Source organism: Limibacter armeniacum, assembly GCF_036880985.1.
GTDB lineage: Bacteria > Bacteroidota > Bacteroidia > Cytophagales > Flammeovirgaceae > Limibacter > Limibacter armeniacum.
Genome location: NZ_JBAJNO010000009.1, coordinates 933,755 through 951,003 on the forward strand (window position 1 = coordinate 933,755; position 17,249 = coordinate 951,003).

Consider the following 17,249-nt stretch of genomic DNA (forward strand, 5'->3'; position numbering starts at 1 on the left):
ATACAAAACTGCATGCATTTCATGCAGTTGTTTGAACAAAGGTAAAATAAAAACAATCCAATTTGAATGAAAACCTTAGGGAGATATATGCTCTTTATGGGAAAGCTGTTTGTCAACAGGGAACCCATCAAAGTTTATTGGCAAAGATTTGTGGATGAATGTATCCAAGTCGGAAACAACTCTATTTTTATCGTATCTATTATCTCGTTATTCGTAGGTGCGGTGATCGTGGTTCAGATGCTTAACGCACTCGACAACCCACTGATTCCTATCACAATCGTTGGTTTTGCAGAAAGGGAAATGGTCGTACTGGAGTTTGCTCCAACCGTTACTGCCATTATTTTGGCAGGTAAAGTAGGCTCCAACATTGCCAGTGAATTAGGTACCATGCGCATCTCAGAACAGATTGATGCCTTGGAGGTAATGGGTATCAATTCAGCTTCGTACTTGGTGCTACCTAAGATTATTGCAGGTATTGTAATGTTCCCTCCTCTTGTCATTCTTTCAGCATCTTTAAGTGTTGCTGGTGGTTACATTCTGATCATCCTGACCAAGCTGATGACACTGGAAGACTACATTAATGGTCTCAGAATGCAATTTGACCCTTTCACAGTTCCTTTTGCCCTGATTAAGGCATTTGTATTCGGGTTTATTGTTACTTCGGTTTCTGCATTTGAAGGATACCATACCAAAGGCGGTGCATTGGAAGTAGGACAATCTTCAACCAAAGCCTTCAACAATAGCAGCATCCTGATTCTGTTTGCTGACTTGTTGCTTGCCAACCTACTTCTCTAACTAACCAGATTATCGAGCTATGATTGAGATCAAAAACATAAAGAAATCATTCAACGGGAAAGAAATTCTGAAAGGTATCAATGCAACCTTTGAACAAGGTAGAACCAACATGATTATCGGTGCCAGTGGTACAGGTAAAAGTGTGTTGCTAAAATGCATTGTTGGACTAATAGAACCTGATGAAGGAGCCGTTGAATTCAATGGCAGAAATTTCTACAAATCCGATCGGGAAACCAAGAAGCAAATACGCCGTGAGATTGGGATGCTTTTCCAAGGTGGAGCCTTGTTTGACTCCAAAACGGTAGCTGAGAATGTCCGCTTTCCGCTAGACATGCTGACTACAATGCCCTTGGATGAAAAGTTGGACAGAGTAAATACCTGCCTGAAACGTGTTGGCCTTGACCATGCAATGGAAAGAATGCCATCCGAGATCAGTGGTGGTATGCAGAAACGTGTCGGCATTGCCCGTGCTATTGTGATGAACTCACAATACCTTTTCTGTGATGAACCAAACTCAGGACTCGACCCCAACACTTCCCTGATGATTGATAACCTGATCCATGAGATCACGCACGAATATAACCTGACAACCATTGTCGTATCACACGATATGAACTCTGTAATGGAAATTGGTGAATATATCATGTTTATGCATGAAGGGCATAAGCTATGGGAAGGAAACAATGACAATATCCTGGATGCAGATTGTCCAGAACTTCAGAAGTTCCTGTTCTCCAATAAATTGGTTAGAAAATTCAAGGAAGAGCACTAATCAATTCTCAGCTAACATTTAGCACTAAACCCCTTGTTCTAATCTGTAGAACAAGGGGTTTTTTAATGTTAACACCCCTGCCGCAGGAATATCAAAAACAATGATTTTGTTAATAATGGAAGAAAACACATAAAATTTACCCGTTTATTTAGATCATTTTTAAATAAAAAATTGTACGTTTGGGACATGATTTATTTAGATTAAGTCTAATCAAGGAACACACACTAGCTTATTATCTCTAATACTCATGGACGTTACAAGAAACTTTTGCAACACAACTAGCCAACAACTTCTGGAGATGCTTAATATGGACACGGCTTTTGATACTGCCGAATGTTCTTGTGAAGGAAAAAAGAAGTGCTGTAAGAAATACAAAAAGAAAGGCAAACACTGTAAGAGTTGCCCTATCAAGTAATAAGATATTGAAGAAGCTGAAAGAATCTGTCAGGTTTGACTAACATCCTCTTTCAGCTTTTTTATGCATTATTATGAACGTGTACATCCATTTGTGGGAATGGGATATTGATACCCTGCTCATTAAATGCGTTGTAAACTTTTTTGTTCATATCAAAAAACACTGGCCAAAGGTCTCCACTCTTTGTCCATACCCTCACCACTAGGTTTACAGAGCTATCTGCCAATGCAGAAACAGCTATAAAAGGCTCAGGTGTTTCGTGTATCCGCTCATCCTGAGCGATCAATCCTCTCAGAATCTCCTGTGCTTTATCCACATTATCACCGTATCCTATACCAAACGTCCACTCTACCCGTCGATTTGGCTCAACAGAGTAATTCGTTAGTGTGCCTGTAGAAAGCGGTCCATTGGGAATATAGATCGTTTTGTTATCCCCTGTCTTCAAGATTGTCACAAAAATCTGAATCTCTTTCACCACTCCCATAAATCCCTGAGCCTCCACAAAATCCCCTACCTTAAAAGGCTTGAATATCAAGATCATGACACCACCTGCAAAGTTCTGCAAGGTTCCCGATAACGCCATTCCAATTGCTAAGCCTGCTGCACCTAAAATAGCAACAAAGGACGTCATCTCGATACCCATTGTACTTAATACAGCAATGACTAGCAGCACCTTCATCAGCATATTGAAAAGGCCACCCAGAAAAGGCTTCAGGCTTGGGTCAAGGTTTCGCTTATCCAGTTGTCGCTTAATCATGGCAGTGAGTGCTTTCACAACCCAAAGACCAATAATCAGGACAATAATGGCGGCCACCAGTTTTGGACCATATTCAAAAATCAGGTCCTTCAGTTTTTCAGAGTAGTTATAAAGGTTATCTCCCATTATGGAATTGATTTAATTGATTGAAGTATTTTGATATAAAAAGGTTCAAGCGGGAGGGGTTTCTAGCTTTTCCTATTAAAAAGATAGAACATTTCAATGAAATGTTAAATAACTGAAGGTAAAATTGATAGGCTGATTCTAGAAATGATCCCTACCCATGAATAGGACATTTCCCCTTTGGAAAAGTTCCTAGTGACTCAATAGCATAACCAGCAGGATAGGTTGGTCGCTTACGAGTAGTAGTCAGTACCGGCGTTTTCCGTTTTGGCAACATCCTCAATATGCCAGCCCTTAATTGCATCCCTTTTCCCACCATTTTTCGCAGCCATTTAGGCGGATGGGGAAACTTCATTGCATCAAGCAACGGATTGTCCATCATGGCATACACCACATACCTACCTAAAGGAAAAAATACCTTAGGCATATAAAAACCCAAAAGCAGGTTTACTGTAATATTTCCGATTACCTGATTGGAAGACTCAAAGCGAAAGTGCTTCTCTTCAAAACGTCTATTGAAGTCTTCAAAAGCGTCATACGTCTCAGGCATACCTTTGATGTTCATGCGCCTGCCTACCTCACACCAAAAATAGAAAGAAGCCATTTTTTCCTTTTCTGACAATGGTCTCCATCCATACTTTGCATTCCATCTAATAGGCTCAAATATAAAGGTACTCAGGACATAGAGCATATCCTCATTACCGATATTGTAATAATTATGCATAGCATTCATTCTCCTGAATGCTTTTTTTCCTCGCTCACTGTTATAGCCGTTTTCTGAGATTTCAGCCAAAATCAGTTCCGTATCATCATAACGTTTCATCGGATGCTGCTGAAACTCTCCGGTCTCTTCCAATAACTTTGAAATGGACGGTACCGCAAAAGTTCGGAAAAGTGCAAATTCCAATGCCTTCTCAGTGTCCCACCAAAACACCTGAGTTCCTAAATAGAATACAATTCTCTGATGGTCTTTTACAGGGTCTAATTGCTCAATTAGTTTGGTAGGACTAAGTTTTTTCATTGATATAATTGCTTTAGTAAAATGCTACTTACCTGATTAGATACAGTTTAATCTACATAATTTCACATTGAGCTACGAATTTATTTTCCTTAAATAGTAAAAAGCCACCCCAAAAGGCTTGAGGCGGCTTTTTACTATATTTTCGATCAACCTATCGGTTATAATGCTTTTGATATTTTTAAGTCAATCGTCTCTTTCAGGTTTTTGCTACCCAAAACTCTTTTCACATGCAACAGCCTATTGAGGTTATACTCATCATAGTTTTCAGCAGTAGAGTCTACACTGCTGATTCTTACATGTCCTGAAGAGTGAATAAACGATTGGTTCCCTATCCACATACCTACATGTGTCACTTTCTCAGTAGTGGAATCCGTTGCTCCTCTTCCGAAAAACAGCAGGTCTCCATCCTGAAGATTAGCAAAATTATTAAGAGTATCAATCTCATCTCCAATACGTACCTGTTGCGATGCATCTCTTGGTAGAAGCAAACCATTAGCAAAGTATACTCCTCCAGTAAAACCGCTACAGTCTACACCTTTATAAGAATTCCCCCCCCAGTTGTATGGCAGCCCCAAATATGTCTTGGCTGTATTGACCAGATTTTCTTGTGTAAGTACTCTTGTCTGTTTCCATTCCTCGATTGGCATTGCCTCACTTTTCAGGACGAAGCCTTCACGGCCATCTGGGAATTCTACTTTATATCGGTGTGTCTGTGTTTCTTTCAGTGCCAACAAGTTACCATATACAATATCAGAGACCGTCTTTTCCTTATCAAAAGTATTTTCATACACAAAGCCAGTAGGTTTGGTATAAATTACTTTAGGCCTGCTATCCCAACTTTGTTTTGCCTCACTTGTAGCCAACTCAATTGAACCGTTACTGATCCACCCAATATAATGGTCTGTTGTCTGGACACGGTACCAACTTCCCTCCTTTTCCAATACTTTCAGGACTTCTCCCATCGTAGCCTGCTTGGCCATTCCAGCTGAGTGACTACCCCTTACCCGCATATTGGCAACCGAGATATTGACTACAGCAAAATGATTATCTCCTAGTTCTGCCTCAGGAAGTAACTCCATTCTGTCAATCACTTCACCTTTTTCTGAAAGTGCCTTCAATACAGCCTCCTTTACTTCTGGCATATCCGTTTTACCCAACAGCACCAACTTTCCTTCCTCCAGTTTCAAAACAGGTTCTGCAACAGCCAAGCGCTTATCAGATACATGCTCATTAATTACTTGGTCTGTCAATTCTTCCAAGCTTTTAAGACGCTCTTCCGCTTGTCCATTACAGCTATACAAGGCAACAGCCAATACCACACTGCTAGTCCACTTTAAAAATTTCATCTTACTATCTGTTTATATTATTCAGAATGTATTTTGGTTTTAGCTTCTACATTCATTTGGTTTATTTCCAATGAGCACCGTTTCCGTATCTCTCAGGGTAAATCACCTTGCCAAAATCCAACCTAACTCCTTCAGCGGGGTCTTCCTTTAGCAGGATACTCCCATCCATATCCACATAATCCAACATAGGCAACAGTTGTGCTATTGCGGAGATTCCCACAGAAGATTCTGTCATACAACCTACCATCACCTTCATATCATGTTGCCTTGCCTTCTCTATCATTCTACGGGCTACCGTTGGACCACCACATTTGGTCAACTTGATATTGATACCATGAAAATGTCCTACACACTTCTCAACATCTTCTTCCCTGATACAAGATTCATCAGCTACCAAAGGCAATACAGATTGTGCATACACCTTTTTCATCCCTTCCCAGTTCTCTGGCTCCATAGGCTGTTCCACAAATGAAACTCCCATTTCCCTAAATGCGGCTGCATTCTTGACCGTTTCCTCTACTCCCCAAGCACAATTGGCATCTACACGAAAGTCTGCATCAGAATGCTTACGTAACTCACGGACAATATCGATATCTTCTTTTGTACCTAGCTTGATTTTATAAACAGGCCAAGGCATTTCTTCCATCTTTGCCACCATATTGGCGATGGTATCTATCCCTATAGTATAATTGGAGAGTGGTAAATTGTGAGGTTTCAATCCCCAGTATTGATAAGTCGACTGACCATTCAGCTTCCCATAAAGGTCATAAGCAGCCTCATCCAGTGCACATAACGGAAAAGTGTTCCCTTTCAGTTCCGCACTAAGCAAAGCATGAAGCTCTTCGGGCGTTCCCCACTCAAAGTACTCCACAATGGCACGTACCGACTCAATCCCTTGTAGAATCTGTGTTTCTGTTACACCAAAGTAAGTGTTAACCGTAGCTTCTCCATATCCCATATGTCCTCGTTCCTCAATTGACACAATGATTGAGCGCTGAACATCTCGCTGGCTGTGTGCTGTCTTAAAAGTATGTTTCAGTGGCAGATCCACTGATTTCATATGTAATTTTCTCATCCTCACCTATAAATTTCACTTTAAGGCTTCTCTCTTATTTAAAAAAACGGAGCCATTTTGACTCCGTTCCATTTATCCATACAATTGTATGTTTTATATAATCCTCACTTGTTCTGATTACATATCTCCATCCACCAATGTAGGCTTCAGTTTTTCAAAGATGGCTCTTGTCAGGTCCTCCTCTACTGTATAAAGTCCGGTTTTACCTTCTGCCACCAAAGAGCTGTTGACTATATATACAATTCCAAAGTTATGCTCCTTATTGAAGAACATCAGGCTATGCAAACCATAGGCATCCCCAGTATGCCCAAACAAACGGTAATCTGGTAACAGCTCGTCTTCTATATGAGCACAAAGTCCTACCATTTCAAAAACCTTGTCTCCATCTGTCTTGAAATGAATCGAGTTCATCAGCTCTACCGTTTCAGGTTTCAGGATCTCTTTGCCTTTGTAAGTTCCTTTGTTCATATGCAGTTGCATGATTTTACTCAACTCCTCTGCACTTGCCCTAAAGCTTCCTTGAGGTCCAAAAGCTACACCATTCCAACCTGCTTTATAATCTTTCAAATCTTCACGCGCATTAGGCTTTTCCCCTTTATGGTTATCCGTTTGTGGCTCCCATTTCTTTTTCGGGTCAAGGTCTTCACGGCGGTACAATACTGACAACTCATTGATATCAGGAAGGTCATTCACATTAAAACTTCCCGAAATCTCCAAAGGTCTCAGAATATGGTCACGCAAGTAAATATCAAAACGCTCACCTGACAGCTTTTCAATCAGGTTACCAATTACCCCAAAGCCCAGATTGGAATACTCGAAGTGAACACCAGGCTTGTTATCGCTCCAAGTGGAGTCGCTGTAATACTTACCTTCTTTCTTAAATACTTCTTCAATGGATGGGTTGCGCTCCTTATATGTATCCATTAGAAAATCAAAATAGGCATCGCTGTCAGATAACCCCGAAGAGTGTGTCAGGATATGCTTGATTGTGATCACTTCTGCTGGATGTTTTGGGTTGCGCAACTCAAAGCCCAAGTACTTGCTAACATCTGTATCAAGGTCAAACTTGCCTTCCTCATACAGTTTCATCAAGCCTGTTGTCACCACATATTTGGAAATGGAAGCAACTCTGTATTTTGTTTTTGCAGTTACGGGCTGCTGACGTTCAACATCTGCCATACCATTATAGTAACTGAATACTTCCTTCCCATCCTTGATGGCAAGTGCACTCATTCCCAAAATATCATATTGCTTCTGAAGCCCATTCAAGGTTTCTTCCAATGTTTCTTCTTTTACAGATTCACCCATAGTCTGTTGTTGTGGGGATTTTTGACAGGACAATGTCCCGAAGGATAGTAATAGCAAAAAGTAATAGTGTTTCATTTTGGATTTATAGTTTTGGTCATTCAATGCTTATGCTGTAGCTAAAACCTGTTTATTTCTGCTGCTTACGTTTACCTTCCCCATATTTTCAAAACATGTTTAAAGCAATTTTAAAATAATTTTTTGCATTATTCTACTTAATAAAGGATTAATACAACAAATCACGGGAATCAGTGAGTCGATACCATATTCCATGAGTCTACTTTTGACACATCCTAATTAACCTCCTAATAATCAACATCCTTATTAAGGACACAATAAATTGTTCTTGCTACAATGACAGAAAAGGTAAAGGGTACTTCATTACGATAACTGGATTAAGCGAAAAGAGGCAGTGGGAAATAAGATTAGAAGTAACTATCAAAAAATTTTGCCTCTGGTACAGGCTAAAGGTCTTTTAGATACAGATAAAAATCAAAACACTGATAATTAAAAGATTACAAAACCTACCATTCAAAAATGGTAAAGACCTCTCCGAAGCATTAGAAGAACAAAGACTTGAGAACAAATCAGTTACACAAAAACATTTTCTTTGTTTAATCTTCTCACCTCAATATGGCTCAAATACCTGATTTTAGGGCCTAAATGGGGGTAAATGAAAAATTTCTTCAGATTTAATGGTTATTAAATGTAAAATCTCTTCGATATTTAAATAGAACCGTTACCTTTGACGAAATTAATAATACTAATACAATGAATAAGGGAACTGTTAAATTCTTTAATGAAGAGAAAGGTTATGGCTTCATTAAAGACGAAGAATCAAACAAAGAATACTTTGTACACGTGTCAGGTCTGATCGACGAGATCAAAGAAGATGACAGAGTAGTTTTTGAACTTCAAGAAGGAAGAAAAGGACTTAACGCCGTTAATGTTAGAATCTCAGAAGACTAAGATCTAGCAAACGCTTAATGATAATTTTCGGGCCTTACCATATTGGTAAGGCTTTTTTTTGTTTTACACTTTCCTGTTATCAGCAAGAAAAATTTGACCAATAAAAAAGTCCGGCTCTAAGAGTCGGACTTTTCTTTGTTTGTCAGTTTAGTCTATTAAATGCTGTATAATGACTTTTGATACGATATAATGTTTTTGATAATAAAGGTTTGTTAGGTAAACAGGAGAGAGCATGAAGTTTGATTGCTCTTTCAGTTCAATCTGTTTCGTTTGTTTGTTCACTTACTAATACACTCAACTGTACTTATCCCCTACTTTATTGCACTATAATTTTATGCTTATTAACAAAAAGCAGCCCTAAATACATTCAAAGCTGCTTTTTGTTAATACAATTACTCTTTACTGTCACTGAACATGTCTATTATGCTCTTGACATTCTCTCCAAAGTCCTGTACACCATCAATGGCTTTTTCAATCTTGTCTGCCATCTCAGGGCCTTTCTCCTTAGCGATACAGTCCTTGATCTCATGTCGGCTATTCTGCAAACTTTTTCTAAGCTCCTTTTTGAACAGTTCAGGATTTGCTTCAACTTCTGTAAGTCGTTCTCCTGTCAGCCTTTGGCTCATGTCATTGTAGATCGGCTCCACAATACAATCACACTTCACTTCTTTCAAGCCTTCACTCTCGGCACACAGACGTTGCAGGTCAGAAAGTTTTTCCGCTTTCTTAAAGAATACATCTAGTCCACTGTCTGGTATCATCTTATACCAGAAGAAGAAGGCTGCTACCAAAAGCAGAATTGCCCCAACTTTCAGAATCATTTTGGCGGCCTTAATGACAATCCATCCTAGGATTATGACGCCGACAATCAGTAAAATTTGTTCCAGTCCCATAATTAATTGATCTATTTACAAGCAATGAAAAAATGCTGTTCACATACAGTTGTTCAGGCTGCAAGGATAAAGTCTATACCTTCCCGATAACCTCTATCAACCAGAAATGCCCTTATCTTATCCCTGATTCCTCTGTTTCCTACATAAGAGACGACAAAGAGATTTCCCGGGTCAGGTAAGTCTTCAAAATAAATACACGCCGCAAGTGTCGTCTTTTCGGGTACTATATCAATATAACCCTCAACAGTTACCTGATGGTTTTCCAACATGGCAACCCGTTTCCGAGAACGCTTTCCTGCTCCCCATACCCATACCTTTGGATGATACCGATTATTGTCCCGTAGCCATTTAGCCAAGTAAGCAGCCTTGACCCTGTAAAAAGCATCATCCGTATAGCGGCTATCTGTTCTGGTCAGGCGAGTGTCGGAATCATACCAGATCAGCACCTCTTCAGGTACCTTCTCCATCTTGACTCCTTTACCTGCCCAACGAAGAAGCAGTTCATAATCTTCAGGAAAGTCTCCATCTCGATAACTGCCCAATTCATCAAACAGGCTTTTACGAGCCATCACTGTTGGGTTTACAATTGGCGACTCCACAAAAAGACTCGTTTGAATCGCTTCCCAATTGACCAATGAATTGACCCAGTTGACATACTTCTGAAAACCTTTTGTCCCTTTACGATGGGCTTCATAACGGACAAGTCCAGCAACCAGTCCTGTTTCCGGATGGTCATCCAACCAATCAGCCTGGCTTTTCAACCTGTTTGGCAATGCTACATCATCAGCATCCATCCGTGCTATGTATCTTCCTTGTGCTTTTTCCAGCCCACAGTTAAAGGCATGCATCACACCTTGTTCTGCTGCTTCCATCAACTGAATACGGCTATCATCTGAGACAAAACTCAGAGCAACTTTTTTACTGTCATCTGATGAATTGTTATCCACCAGCAGTAGCTCAAAATCGCTCATTTCCTGTTTCTGAATACTCTCAATAGCCCTTGCAAGGGTTGATTCGGCATTGTAAAAAGGCAATACCACCGACACTTTGCACATAGGATTCGCTTAGACGTTATGCTATTTATCAGGAATTTAAACTTTCCGTTATATCTAAATAATTCTTAAAAAAATCCAATAGTACATTTTCTGACTCAATTAACAAAATCTCTTCCTTAACATTATGTGCAATTTTCAGGTTATGCTACCAGAGCTTTCTAGCATTACAGAAAGCTCTTCAGACAATGTATTATTCATAAGCAGGGCTTATTATTAAAGATTTCTTAAATTTGCCCGCATGTTAATTCAAAATCATATTCACTGACGAATAACTGGTTATGCTTACAGAAGAAATCAAGGCATCCGCTGACGAGTTGGGTTATGTAGACACGCCTACAAACGGCATTGACCTGAAAGAGGAAATCATCAGGCTGAAGAAAGAGAAAAATGCTGTTTTCCTGGCGCACTACTACCAGATTCCGGAAATACAGGACCTTGCAGACTTTGTTGGCGACAGCCTTGCGCTCTCCCAAAAAGCTGCTGAGGTCGATGCAGACATTATCTTGTTTGCAGGTGTACACTTTATGGCTGAAACTGCCAAAATCATCAATCCTGAAAAAAAAGTGATTCTGCCGGACTTCAAGGCTGGCTGTTCACTGGCTGAATCTGCTCCGGTAGAAAAATTCAGGGAGTTTGTGGAGGCACACCCTGACCATACGGTCATTACTTATATCAACTCTTCGGCTGAAGTGAAGGCTTATACTGATATCACAGTCACTTCTACCAATGCCTTGAAGATTGTCAACAGCTTGCCTAAAGATGAAAAAATCATCTTTGCCCCAGACAAAAACCTTGGCAAGTATATCATGAAAGAAACAGGTAGAGACATGCTGCTTTGGGATGGAGCCTGTATTGTACATGAAGCTTTTGCTGTTGACAGGCTGTTGGAACTTCACAAAAAGTACCCGAACGCCAAAATTATTGCTCACCCTGAATCAGAGATGCCGGTACTGAAAACTGCCTCTTATGTAGGTTCTACAGCCGGACTCCTGAAATATGTACAGGAAGACGACAATGAGGAGTACATTGTAGCGACAGAAGCAGGTATCCTGCACAAGATGGCGCAAGCAGTACCTCACAAGACGCTGATTCCTGCACCAACGAATGAGGACAATACTTGTGCTTGCAGTGAGTGTCATTTCATGAAAATGAATACACTGCAAAAGGTCTACAACTGTCTGAAATACGAATACCCTGAGGTACATGTATCTGAGGATATCCGTCTAAAGGCAATCGGTTCAATCCAAAGAATGTTTGAACTGTCTTAAGTAGCCATCAAATATGCAGAAGGCATTCGGTCTTTTAAGACTTGAATACCTTCTGCCTTTTCTTTTTTTCGCTTTGTGATCCTATGAAAAAAGTTGACTTTCTGATAATCGGGTCAGGCATTGCAGGAATGAGTTATGCGCTCAAACTGGCAGAACATTACGAGAATGAGCCTGAACAGCCTACCATCTGTATTCTGACCAAAGACCAACCTCAAGAGAGTAATACACAATATGCTCAAGGGGGAATTGCGGCTGTCATCAATGATTCAGACTCCTATGAAAAGCATGTACAGGATACGCTGAATGCAGGTTCTTATATCAATAATGAGGACAGTGTCAGACTGGTGGTGGAAAAAGGTCCCGAAAGGATTAAGGAATTGATCAAGTGGGGTACCAATTTCGATAAGAACGATAAAGGTGAATACAGCCTAGCCAAGGAAGGTGGACACTCCGATTTCAGAATTCTACACTACAAGGATATTACAGGAAAAGAAATTCAGCGGGCTTTGCTCGAAAGGGTAAAACGTTACGACAACGTCACACTCTATGACCATTACTTTGCTGTAGACCTGATTACGCAACACCATTTGGGCGAAAAGGTCACCCGACGCGATCAGAACATCAACTGCTACGGGGTATATGCACTCAATGAAAAGTCTGGTGAGGTAGAAACAATCCTTGCCAAAGTGACACTGCTTGCTACAGGTGGTATTGGACAGGTTTATCGTACAACCACCAACCCTGCGGTAGCTACAGGAGATGGCATTGCCATGACTTACCGTGCCAAGGGACATGTCAAAGGAATGGAGTTCGTACAGTTTCACCCTACTGCCTTGTACCATCAAGGTGAAGAACCTGCATTCCTTATCACAGAAGCATTGAGAGGTGCCGGAGCCATACTTCGCAACCATAAGCATGAGTCTTTTATGGAGAGGTATGATGAACGTGGCTCATTGGCACCTCGAGACATTGTAGCCCGTGCTATTGACTCTGAAATGAAGAAAAGCGGTCATGAGCATATATGGCTTGATGCCACGCATATTGACAAGAAAGAATTGCTTGGACACTTCCCGTCCATCTATGCCAAATGCCTCAGCCTTGGTATAGACATTAGTAAAGACCTGATTCCTGTTGCTCCTGCCGCTCATTACCTTTGTGGCGGTATTGTTGTGGATGAGAAAGCACAAACTTCCATCAACCATCTATTGGCTTGTGGTGAATGTACCCACACAGGACTACATGGCGCTAACAGACTGGCATCCAACTCCCTGCTGGAGGCGGCCGTTTATGCACACGAGGCATACCTGACAGCCCTTGAGCAAGTAAAAGGAGTTGCTTTCCAAGACAATATACCTGCATGGAACAAGGATGGTACTACCGTAGCGGAAGAGATGGTACTGATCTCTCAGAGCCGCTCAGACTTAAGAGCTGTAATGAGTAACTATGTAGGTATCGTCCGATCAGATGAACGATTGAAAAGAGCATTCAGACGTACAGCCCTGATCTATGAGGAAACAGAAGATCTTTACAAAAAAACCACCCTGTCGGTTCAGTTATGTGAATTACGTAACCTGATCAATATCACATACCTGATCATTAGTGCTGCCATGGAAAGAACCGAAAACATTGGTTTGCATTATTCCATCAGCAATGAGCAGGAAGGCTAACGACTCAATACTAACAGGGGACTATTGATTATCATACTATGACAAAGGGAGTGATTACTACTTACCACTCTCTTCTCTTTTGATGTGACTTTACAAACAACACTGCTTTTTTTAGGAAGTGTATTGACAAACAATCTGATAACAAATTGTATTTTTGTCGCTCACTTTTCAAAAAAGGACTGAAGTTCCAAAAAGCGTGACCTATTATCATTAGGAAAGACTATGAATAAAAATATTGGAAAATATTCTGTGGGTTATGCCCTTTTGAAATTGTATTTGCAGACTGCCCACAACAAATTGTACTATCGAAAAGTGACCGTTACAGGAGAAGAAAATATTCCAAAAGACGGTCCTGTTATCTTTGCTGCTAATCACCCAAACCACTTGATGGACCCGTTGGCGATACTTTTTACGCTCCCAGGGCAACCCGTATTTATGGCAAGAGCTGACATCTTTCAAAGTAAGTTCCTTGCCAAGATCCTGAACGGATTTAAAATTTTACCTATCTACAGACAAAGAGATGGCTTCAAGACTGTACAGAACCGTAACGAAGCCATTGCGGAGATAGTGGTAGACCATTTACTCAAAAAGCGTAAACTGGTTATTCATCCTGAAGGTAGCACCGTACAATCACGAAAAGTTAGACCACTGAAGAAAGGACTTGCCCGTTTAGCATTTCAAACCGCTGAAGCTGGCAACTTCGACCTTGACCTCAAGATTGTTCCGGCAGGTATTCATTATGGCAATTTCAGTAAACATGGTAGTGAACTGTTGGTACAATATGGAGAGCCAATCATGTTGAAAGATTACTTTGCCTCATACCACGAAAACAGTGTTGTGACGATCAATCAACTGACAAAGGACATACACATCCGTATGATGGAATTGACTCCTCATTTCAAAGATCAGGATGTCTCTGACCTAACAATGATTGAGGAACAACAACTGATGGATACTCCACAATCTGAGCGATTCCTATATATGCAGGATTATGCAAACCGATTGGCTGAACTGAAAGAGAGTGATCCAGCAGCATGGACTGAAGTGCAGGAATCCTATAAGCACTATAGAAACACTTTGGCTAAAGGAGGTGTCAAGGAGAGAAACCTTCATAACTTCTCTTACCCTGTTAGCAACTTCAATATGGTAGCTGCGGTATTGGCATCACCTCTTGCCTTATGGGGAACTTTACACCATATGCCGTCACTCTTTTTATCCCATAAGTTAGCTTCAATTGATAAGGATCCTGAGAGTTACAGCATGATGAGATATGCTTCATCAGCCCTGACGTTACCGATCTTCTACGGCACTTATATGGGCGCTATGGCTTACTTTACAGATTGGCAAACTTCATTGGTGTACGGAGTATCCCTCCCTCTGACAGCATTTATCGCTACAAGAATGCGTAACACTTACGAACATGTGTATTTCAGGGGAAAATTCCATTGGCTAAAAAGTACCAAGAAAAAGCTCTTTGAGCAGATCAAGGCTTCAGGAAAAAGCTTACAGGAGAAAATCAAAGACATGGATAAAGCAAAAGCAACCTCTTAAAGGTTGCTTTTTTTCTTTCTGATACCTTCTATTTAAACGGGTAACGAGTAAAAACCTCTTTTCCCATTGCATCCTTCTCAAATCGAGCCAAACAGGATGCCTGATACACCCTATCAAAATTATCGTCTTCCAACTTTAAATCGTTCGGAGCCTCCCCTTTTTCAAAGAAATACACCTTGGTATTCCCATACTTATTATGCGGCATCATTTTGCCATACTGCTCCATTGCTGCCCATAAAGTATCTGAAACAGATACGGCATACACCCGAACCACTGGCCCTGTATTATTCTCATTTCTCAAGAATGCATCTTCCTTAAAGTCCCCCTCAAGATCGGAAACACCCGGTTGAGAAAAGGTTGTCCAAGTAAAATAAGCCATCAATCCTACAATGGCTGCTATAATGATATTTTTAACGGTCATATTGCTTTCTACTGATTACTAATCAAAAATTGTGTTTCTCCTTCTACCACCTTGGCATGCAGCTTTTCCCACCTGACATTACCTGCCAAAATACAGTCACGCACCTGTTTTTCTCTTGCTGGCAGTGCGGCACTTTTACCTGTTTTCACCTCTACAAAAACCACCTCTCTCAAATCTCCCTCACTAAGTCCATCAAATACCACCAAGTCAATTGGAGAACCTAAAAATCGTACATCACTCGGGTTGTACTCAAACTCAGGAAAATAAGGAATAATCTGCTCCATTGACTTTCCCATGGTAGAAGCTTTACTCGCTCTTACTGCCCTATCAATATCATCCTTATTACGAACCTGCAAGGCTTTTCCCCTTTTGTTGAGTAAGATGATCAGATACACAATTACAATTAACAGTAAAATGATAATGATGTTTTGCATTTTCTTGGTTTTAAGTTTTGGGGATTGAAGGTAATTGATAAATCATGAAAATTCTCTGAATTATTAAAAAATCAAAAACAGGATAATGGAAATGCCAAATGACCAATCTAGGCTGAGCAGCATATTAATTGATACTGTTTTAAAAGACTTTTTGTAAGTTAAAGCTAACCTTGTCAGGTAATACCTCATCATCTACTCTCACCAAACTCCCAACTTATGAAAAACAAGAATCGGGCGCCTATAGAACGCATCAAGCTAAAATTCAAAAAAGGCATTGACAACCTTGATGAACTTCGGAATGAAATCTCCACTTGTATCATTTGCGACAACACATTGTTTCTGGCATATGATGAAAGTTCAGCGATTGAACGACTGGTTTGGAAAGATGGCGAATATAAAAAGCATAAAACATTTGAGCTTGAGGAGTTTTTTGACCTTCCTGATGGCAAAGAGGGAGAAATGGATATAGAAGGGTTAGCATGGGAAGCTCCTTTTCTTTGGGTTACAGGAAGCATGTCACTGAAGCGAAGCACCCCTGATGAAGAGGATGGCCATAAAGCTGGTGGCAAAAAACTGGCGAAGGTAAAGGTAGACAAGAACCGTTTTTCTTTAGGGAAAATCCCCTGCCAATTCGATAAGAAAAAAGGAATCTGGACACCTGTCAAAAAACTGAAAGTCAAGCAGGGCAAAAAAGCCGTTAAACAATTCAAGCCTTTAATGCTTGAGAGAGGAAAAAGCAGTACCATATTAACGGAGTTGCTTTGTACAGACCCACATCTAGGTCCGTTTATGAATATTCCTTGCAAGGAAAATGGGTTTGACATAGAAGGGTTAGCCATATATGGCAAACGGATATTTGTTGGGCTTCGGGGACCAGTACTGGCTGGCTGGGCAGTGATCATTGAATTCAAGTTGCATGAATGGGATGGTTGGCTACAAATGGAAGGCAGAAGCAGCAAGGAGAAGCCTTACAACAAACATTTTGTCAATATGGCTGGCATGGGGTTTCGTGAAATCAACATCGATGCTAAAAGTGGTGACCTATATATATTGGCAGGTCCTACAATGGACCTTGACGGAACAATTGGGGCTTGGCGTATCAAGGGTGGACTGAAAGACAAACCTGTAACTGTGACCCAAAACCCTGAACGGCTTTTCGACATAGTGCATGGCAATGATAAAGAGCATGGCAAAGACAAGGCTGAAGGAATGGCCATCACCAATGAGGGTAATTACCTGATCGTCTATGACAATCCTTCTAAAGACAAGTTATTCAAGAAGCGAAGTGTCTGGGCGGATGTATTCAAAAGGGTAAAATAGTCGTGGCAAAGAGATGTTTAATCCTCGCATTTCTAAAAAGAACCTAAAAAATCTTATATCTC

General features: G+C 40.6%; 16 protein-coding genes. 7 read left to right on the forward strand and 9 right to left on the reverse strand.

Going from position 1 to position 17,249, the window contains the following annotated elements:
* Nucleotides 1-66: 66 nt before the first annotated feature.
* On the forward strand, nt 67-795 hold the full coding sequence (locus V6R21_RS21630) for an MlaE family ABC transporter permease (RefSeq protein WP_334245626.1): 729 nt from the start codon (nt 67-69) through the stop codon (nt 793-795).
* A gap of 19 nt (nt 796-814) precedes the next feature.
* Nucleotides 815-1,567, forward strand: coding sequence for an ABC transporter ATP-binding protein (locus tag V6R21_RS21635; RefSeq protein WP_334245627.1), 753 nt, complete (start codon nt 815-817; stop codon nt 1,565-1,567).
* A gap of 476 nt (nt 1,568-2,043) precedes the next feature.
* Here the strand turns inward: V6R21_RS21635 and V6R21_RS21640 are convergent, their stop codons facing one another.
* From V6R21_RS21640 to V6R21_RS21660, 5 genes are all read right to left on the reverse strand, one after another.
* Nucleotides 2,044-2,865: a mechanosensitive ion channel family protein gene (locus tag V6R21_RS21640; protein WP_334245628.1), complete on the reverse strand. Its 822-nt coding sequence runs from the start codon at nt 2,863-2,865 to the stop codon at nt 2,044-2,046.
* 151 nt (nt 2,866-3,016) lie between these two features.
* The gene (locus tag V6R21_RS21645; RefSeq protein WP_334245629.1) at nt 3,017-3,883 is read right to left on the reverse strand and encodes an oxygenase MpaB family protein; all 867 of its coding nucleotides are present in this window, start codon (nt 3,881-3,883) and stop codon (nt 3,017-3,019) included.
* Nucleotides 3,884-4,041: 158 nt separating this feature from the next.
* Complete coding sequence (locus tag V6R21_RS21650) at nt 4,042-5,229, reverse strand: C40 family peptidase (protein ID WP_334245630.1); 1,188 nt, start codon at nt 5,227-5,229, stop codon at nt 4,042-4,044.
* 61 nt (nt 5,230-5,290) lie between these two features.
* Nucleotides 5,291-6,304: a dipeptide epimerase gene (locus V6R21_RS21655; RefSeq protein ID WP_334245631.1), complete on the reverse strand. Its 1,014-nt coding sequence runs from the start codon at nt 6,302-6,304 to the stop codon at nt 5,291-5,293.
* Nucleotides 6,305-6,421: 117 nt separating this feature from the next.
* The gene (locus tag V6R21_RS21660; RefSeq protein WP_334245632.1) at nt 6,422-7,687 is read right to left on the reverse strand and encodes a serine hydrolase domain-containing protein; all 1,266 of its coding nucleotides are present in this window, start codon (nt 7,685-7,687) and stop codon (nt 6,422-6,424) included.
* Between the two features lie 693 nt (nt 7,688-8,380).
* Between V6R21_RS21660 and V6R21_RS21665 the strand changes: the two genes are divergently transcribed.
* Nucleotides 8,381-8,578, forward strand: a complete 198-nt coding sequence (locus V6R21_RS21665) for a cold-shock protein (protein ID WP_334245633.1) — start codon at nt 8,381-8,383, stop codon at nt 8,576-8,578.
* Between the two features lie 392 nt (nt 8,579-8,970).
* Here the strand turns inward: V6R21_RS21665 and V6R21_RS21670 are convergent, their stop codons facing one another.
* The gene (locus V6R21_RS21670) at nt 8,971-9,471 is read right to left on the reverse strand and encodes a hypothetical protein (protein ID WP_334245634.1); all 501 of its coding nucleotides are present in this window, start codon (nt 9,469-9,471) and stop codon (nt 8,971-8,973) included.
* Nucleotides 9,472-9,524: 53 nt separating this feature from the next.
* Nucleotides 9,525-10,526: a glycosyltransferase family 2 protein gene (locus tag V6R21_RS21675; RefSeq protein ID WP_334245635.1), complete on the reverse strand. Its 1,002-nt coding sequence runs from the start codon at nt 10,524-10,526 to the stop codon at nt 9,525-9,527.
* A gap of 278 nt (nt 10,527-10,804) precedes the next feature.
* On the opposite strand from V6R21_RS21675, the gene nadA reads away from it, so the two are divergent.
* From nadA to V6R21_RS21690, 3 genes are all read left to right on the forward strand, one after another.
* On the forward strand, nt 10,805-11,794 hold the full coding sequence (gene nadA / locus V6R21_RS21680) for a quinolinate synthase NadA (RefSeq protein WP_334245636.1): 990 nt from the start codon (nt 10,805-10,807) through the stop codon (nt 11,792-11,794).
* Between the two features lie 83 nt (nt 11,795-11,877).
* On the forward strand, nt 11,878-13,461 hold the full coding sequence (gene nadB, locus V6R21_RS21685; protein WP_334245637.1) for an L-aspartate oxidase: 1,584 nt from the start codon (nt 11,878-11,880) through the stop codon (nt 13,459-13,461).
* Nucleotides 13,462-13,683: 222 nt separating this feature from the next.
* Nucleotides 13,684-15,012 carry a 1-acyl-sn-glycerol-3-phosphate acyltransferase gene (locus V6R21_RS21690; protein WP_334245638.1) on the forward strand — a complete coding sequence of 443 codons (1,329 nt, stop codon included), beginning with the start codon at nt 13,684-13,686 and terminating at the stop codon, nt 15,010-15,012.
* Between the two features lie 28 nt (nt 15,013-15,040).
* Here the strand turns inward: V6R21_RS21690 and V6R21_RS21695 are convergent, their stop codons facing one another.
* Nucleotides 15,041-15,433 carry a hypothetical protein gene (locus tag V6R21_RS21695; protein WP_334245639.1) on the reverse strand — a complete coding sequence of 131 codons (393 nt, stop codon included), beginning with the start codon at nt 15,431-15,433 and terminating at the stop codon, nt 15,041-15,043.
* A gap of 8 nt (nt 15,434-15,441) precedes the next feature.
* Complete coding sequence (locus V6R21_RS21700) at nt 15,442-15,867, reverse strand: Holliday junction resolvase-like protein (protein WP_334245640.1); 426 nt, start codon at nt 15,865-15,867, stop codon at nt 15,442-15,444.
* A gap of 216 nt (nt 15,868-16,083) precedes the next feature.
* Here V6R21_RS21700 and V6R21_RS21705 point away from each other — a divergent pair, with 216 nt between their 5' ends.
* A complete protein-coding gene (locus V6R21_RS21705; protein ID WP_334245641.1) occupies nt 16,084-17,187 on the forward strand; it encodes a DUF3616 domain-containing protein in 1,104 nt (367 codons plus the stop codon).
* The last annotated feature ends 62 nt before the right edge of the window (nt 17,188-17,249 follow it).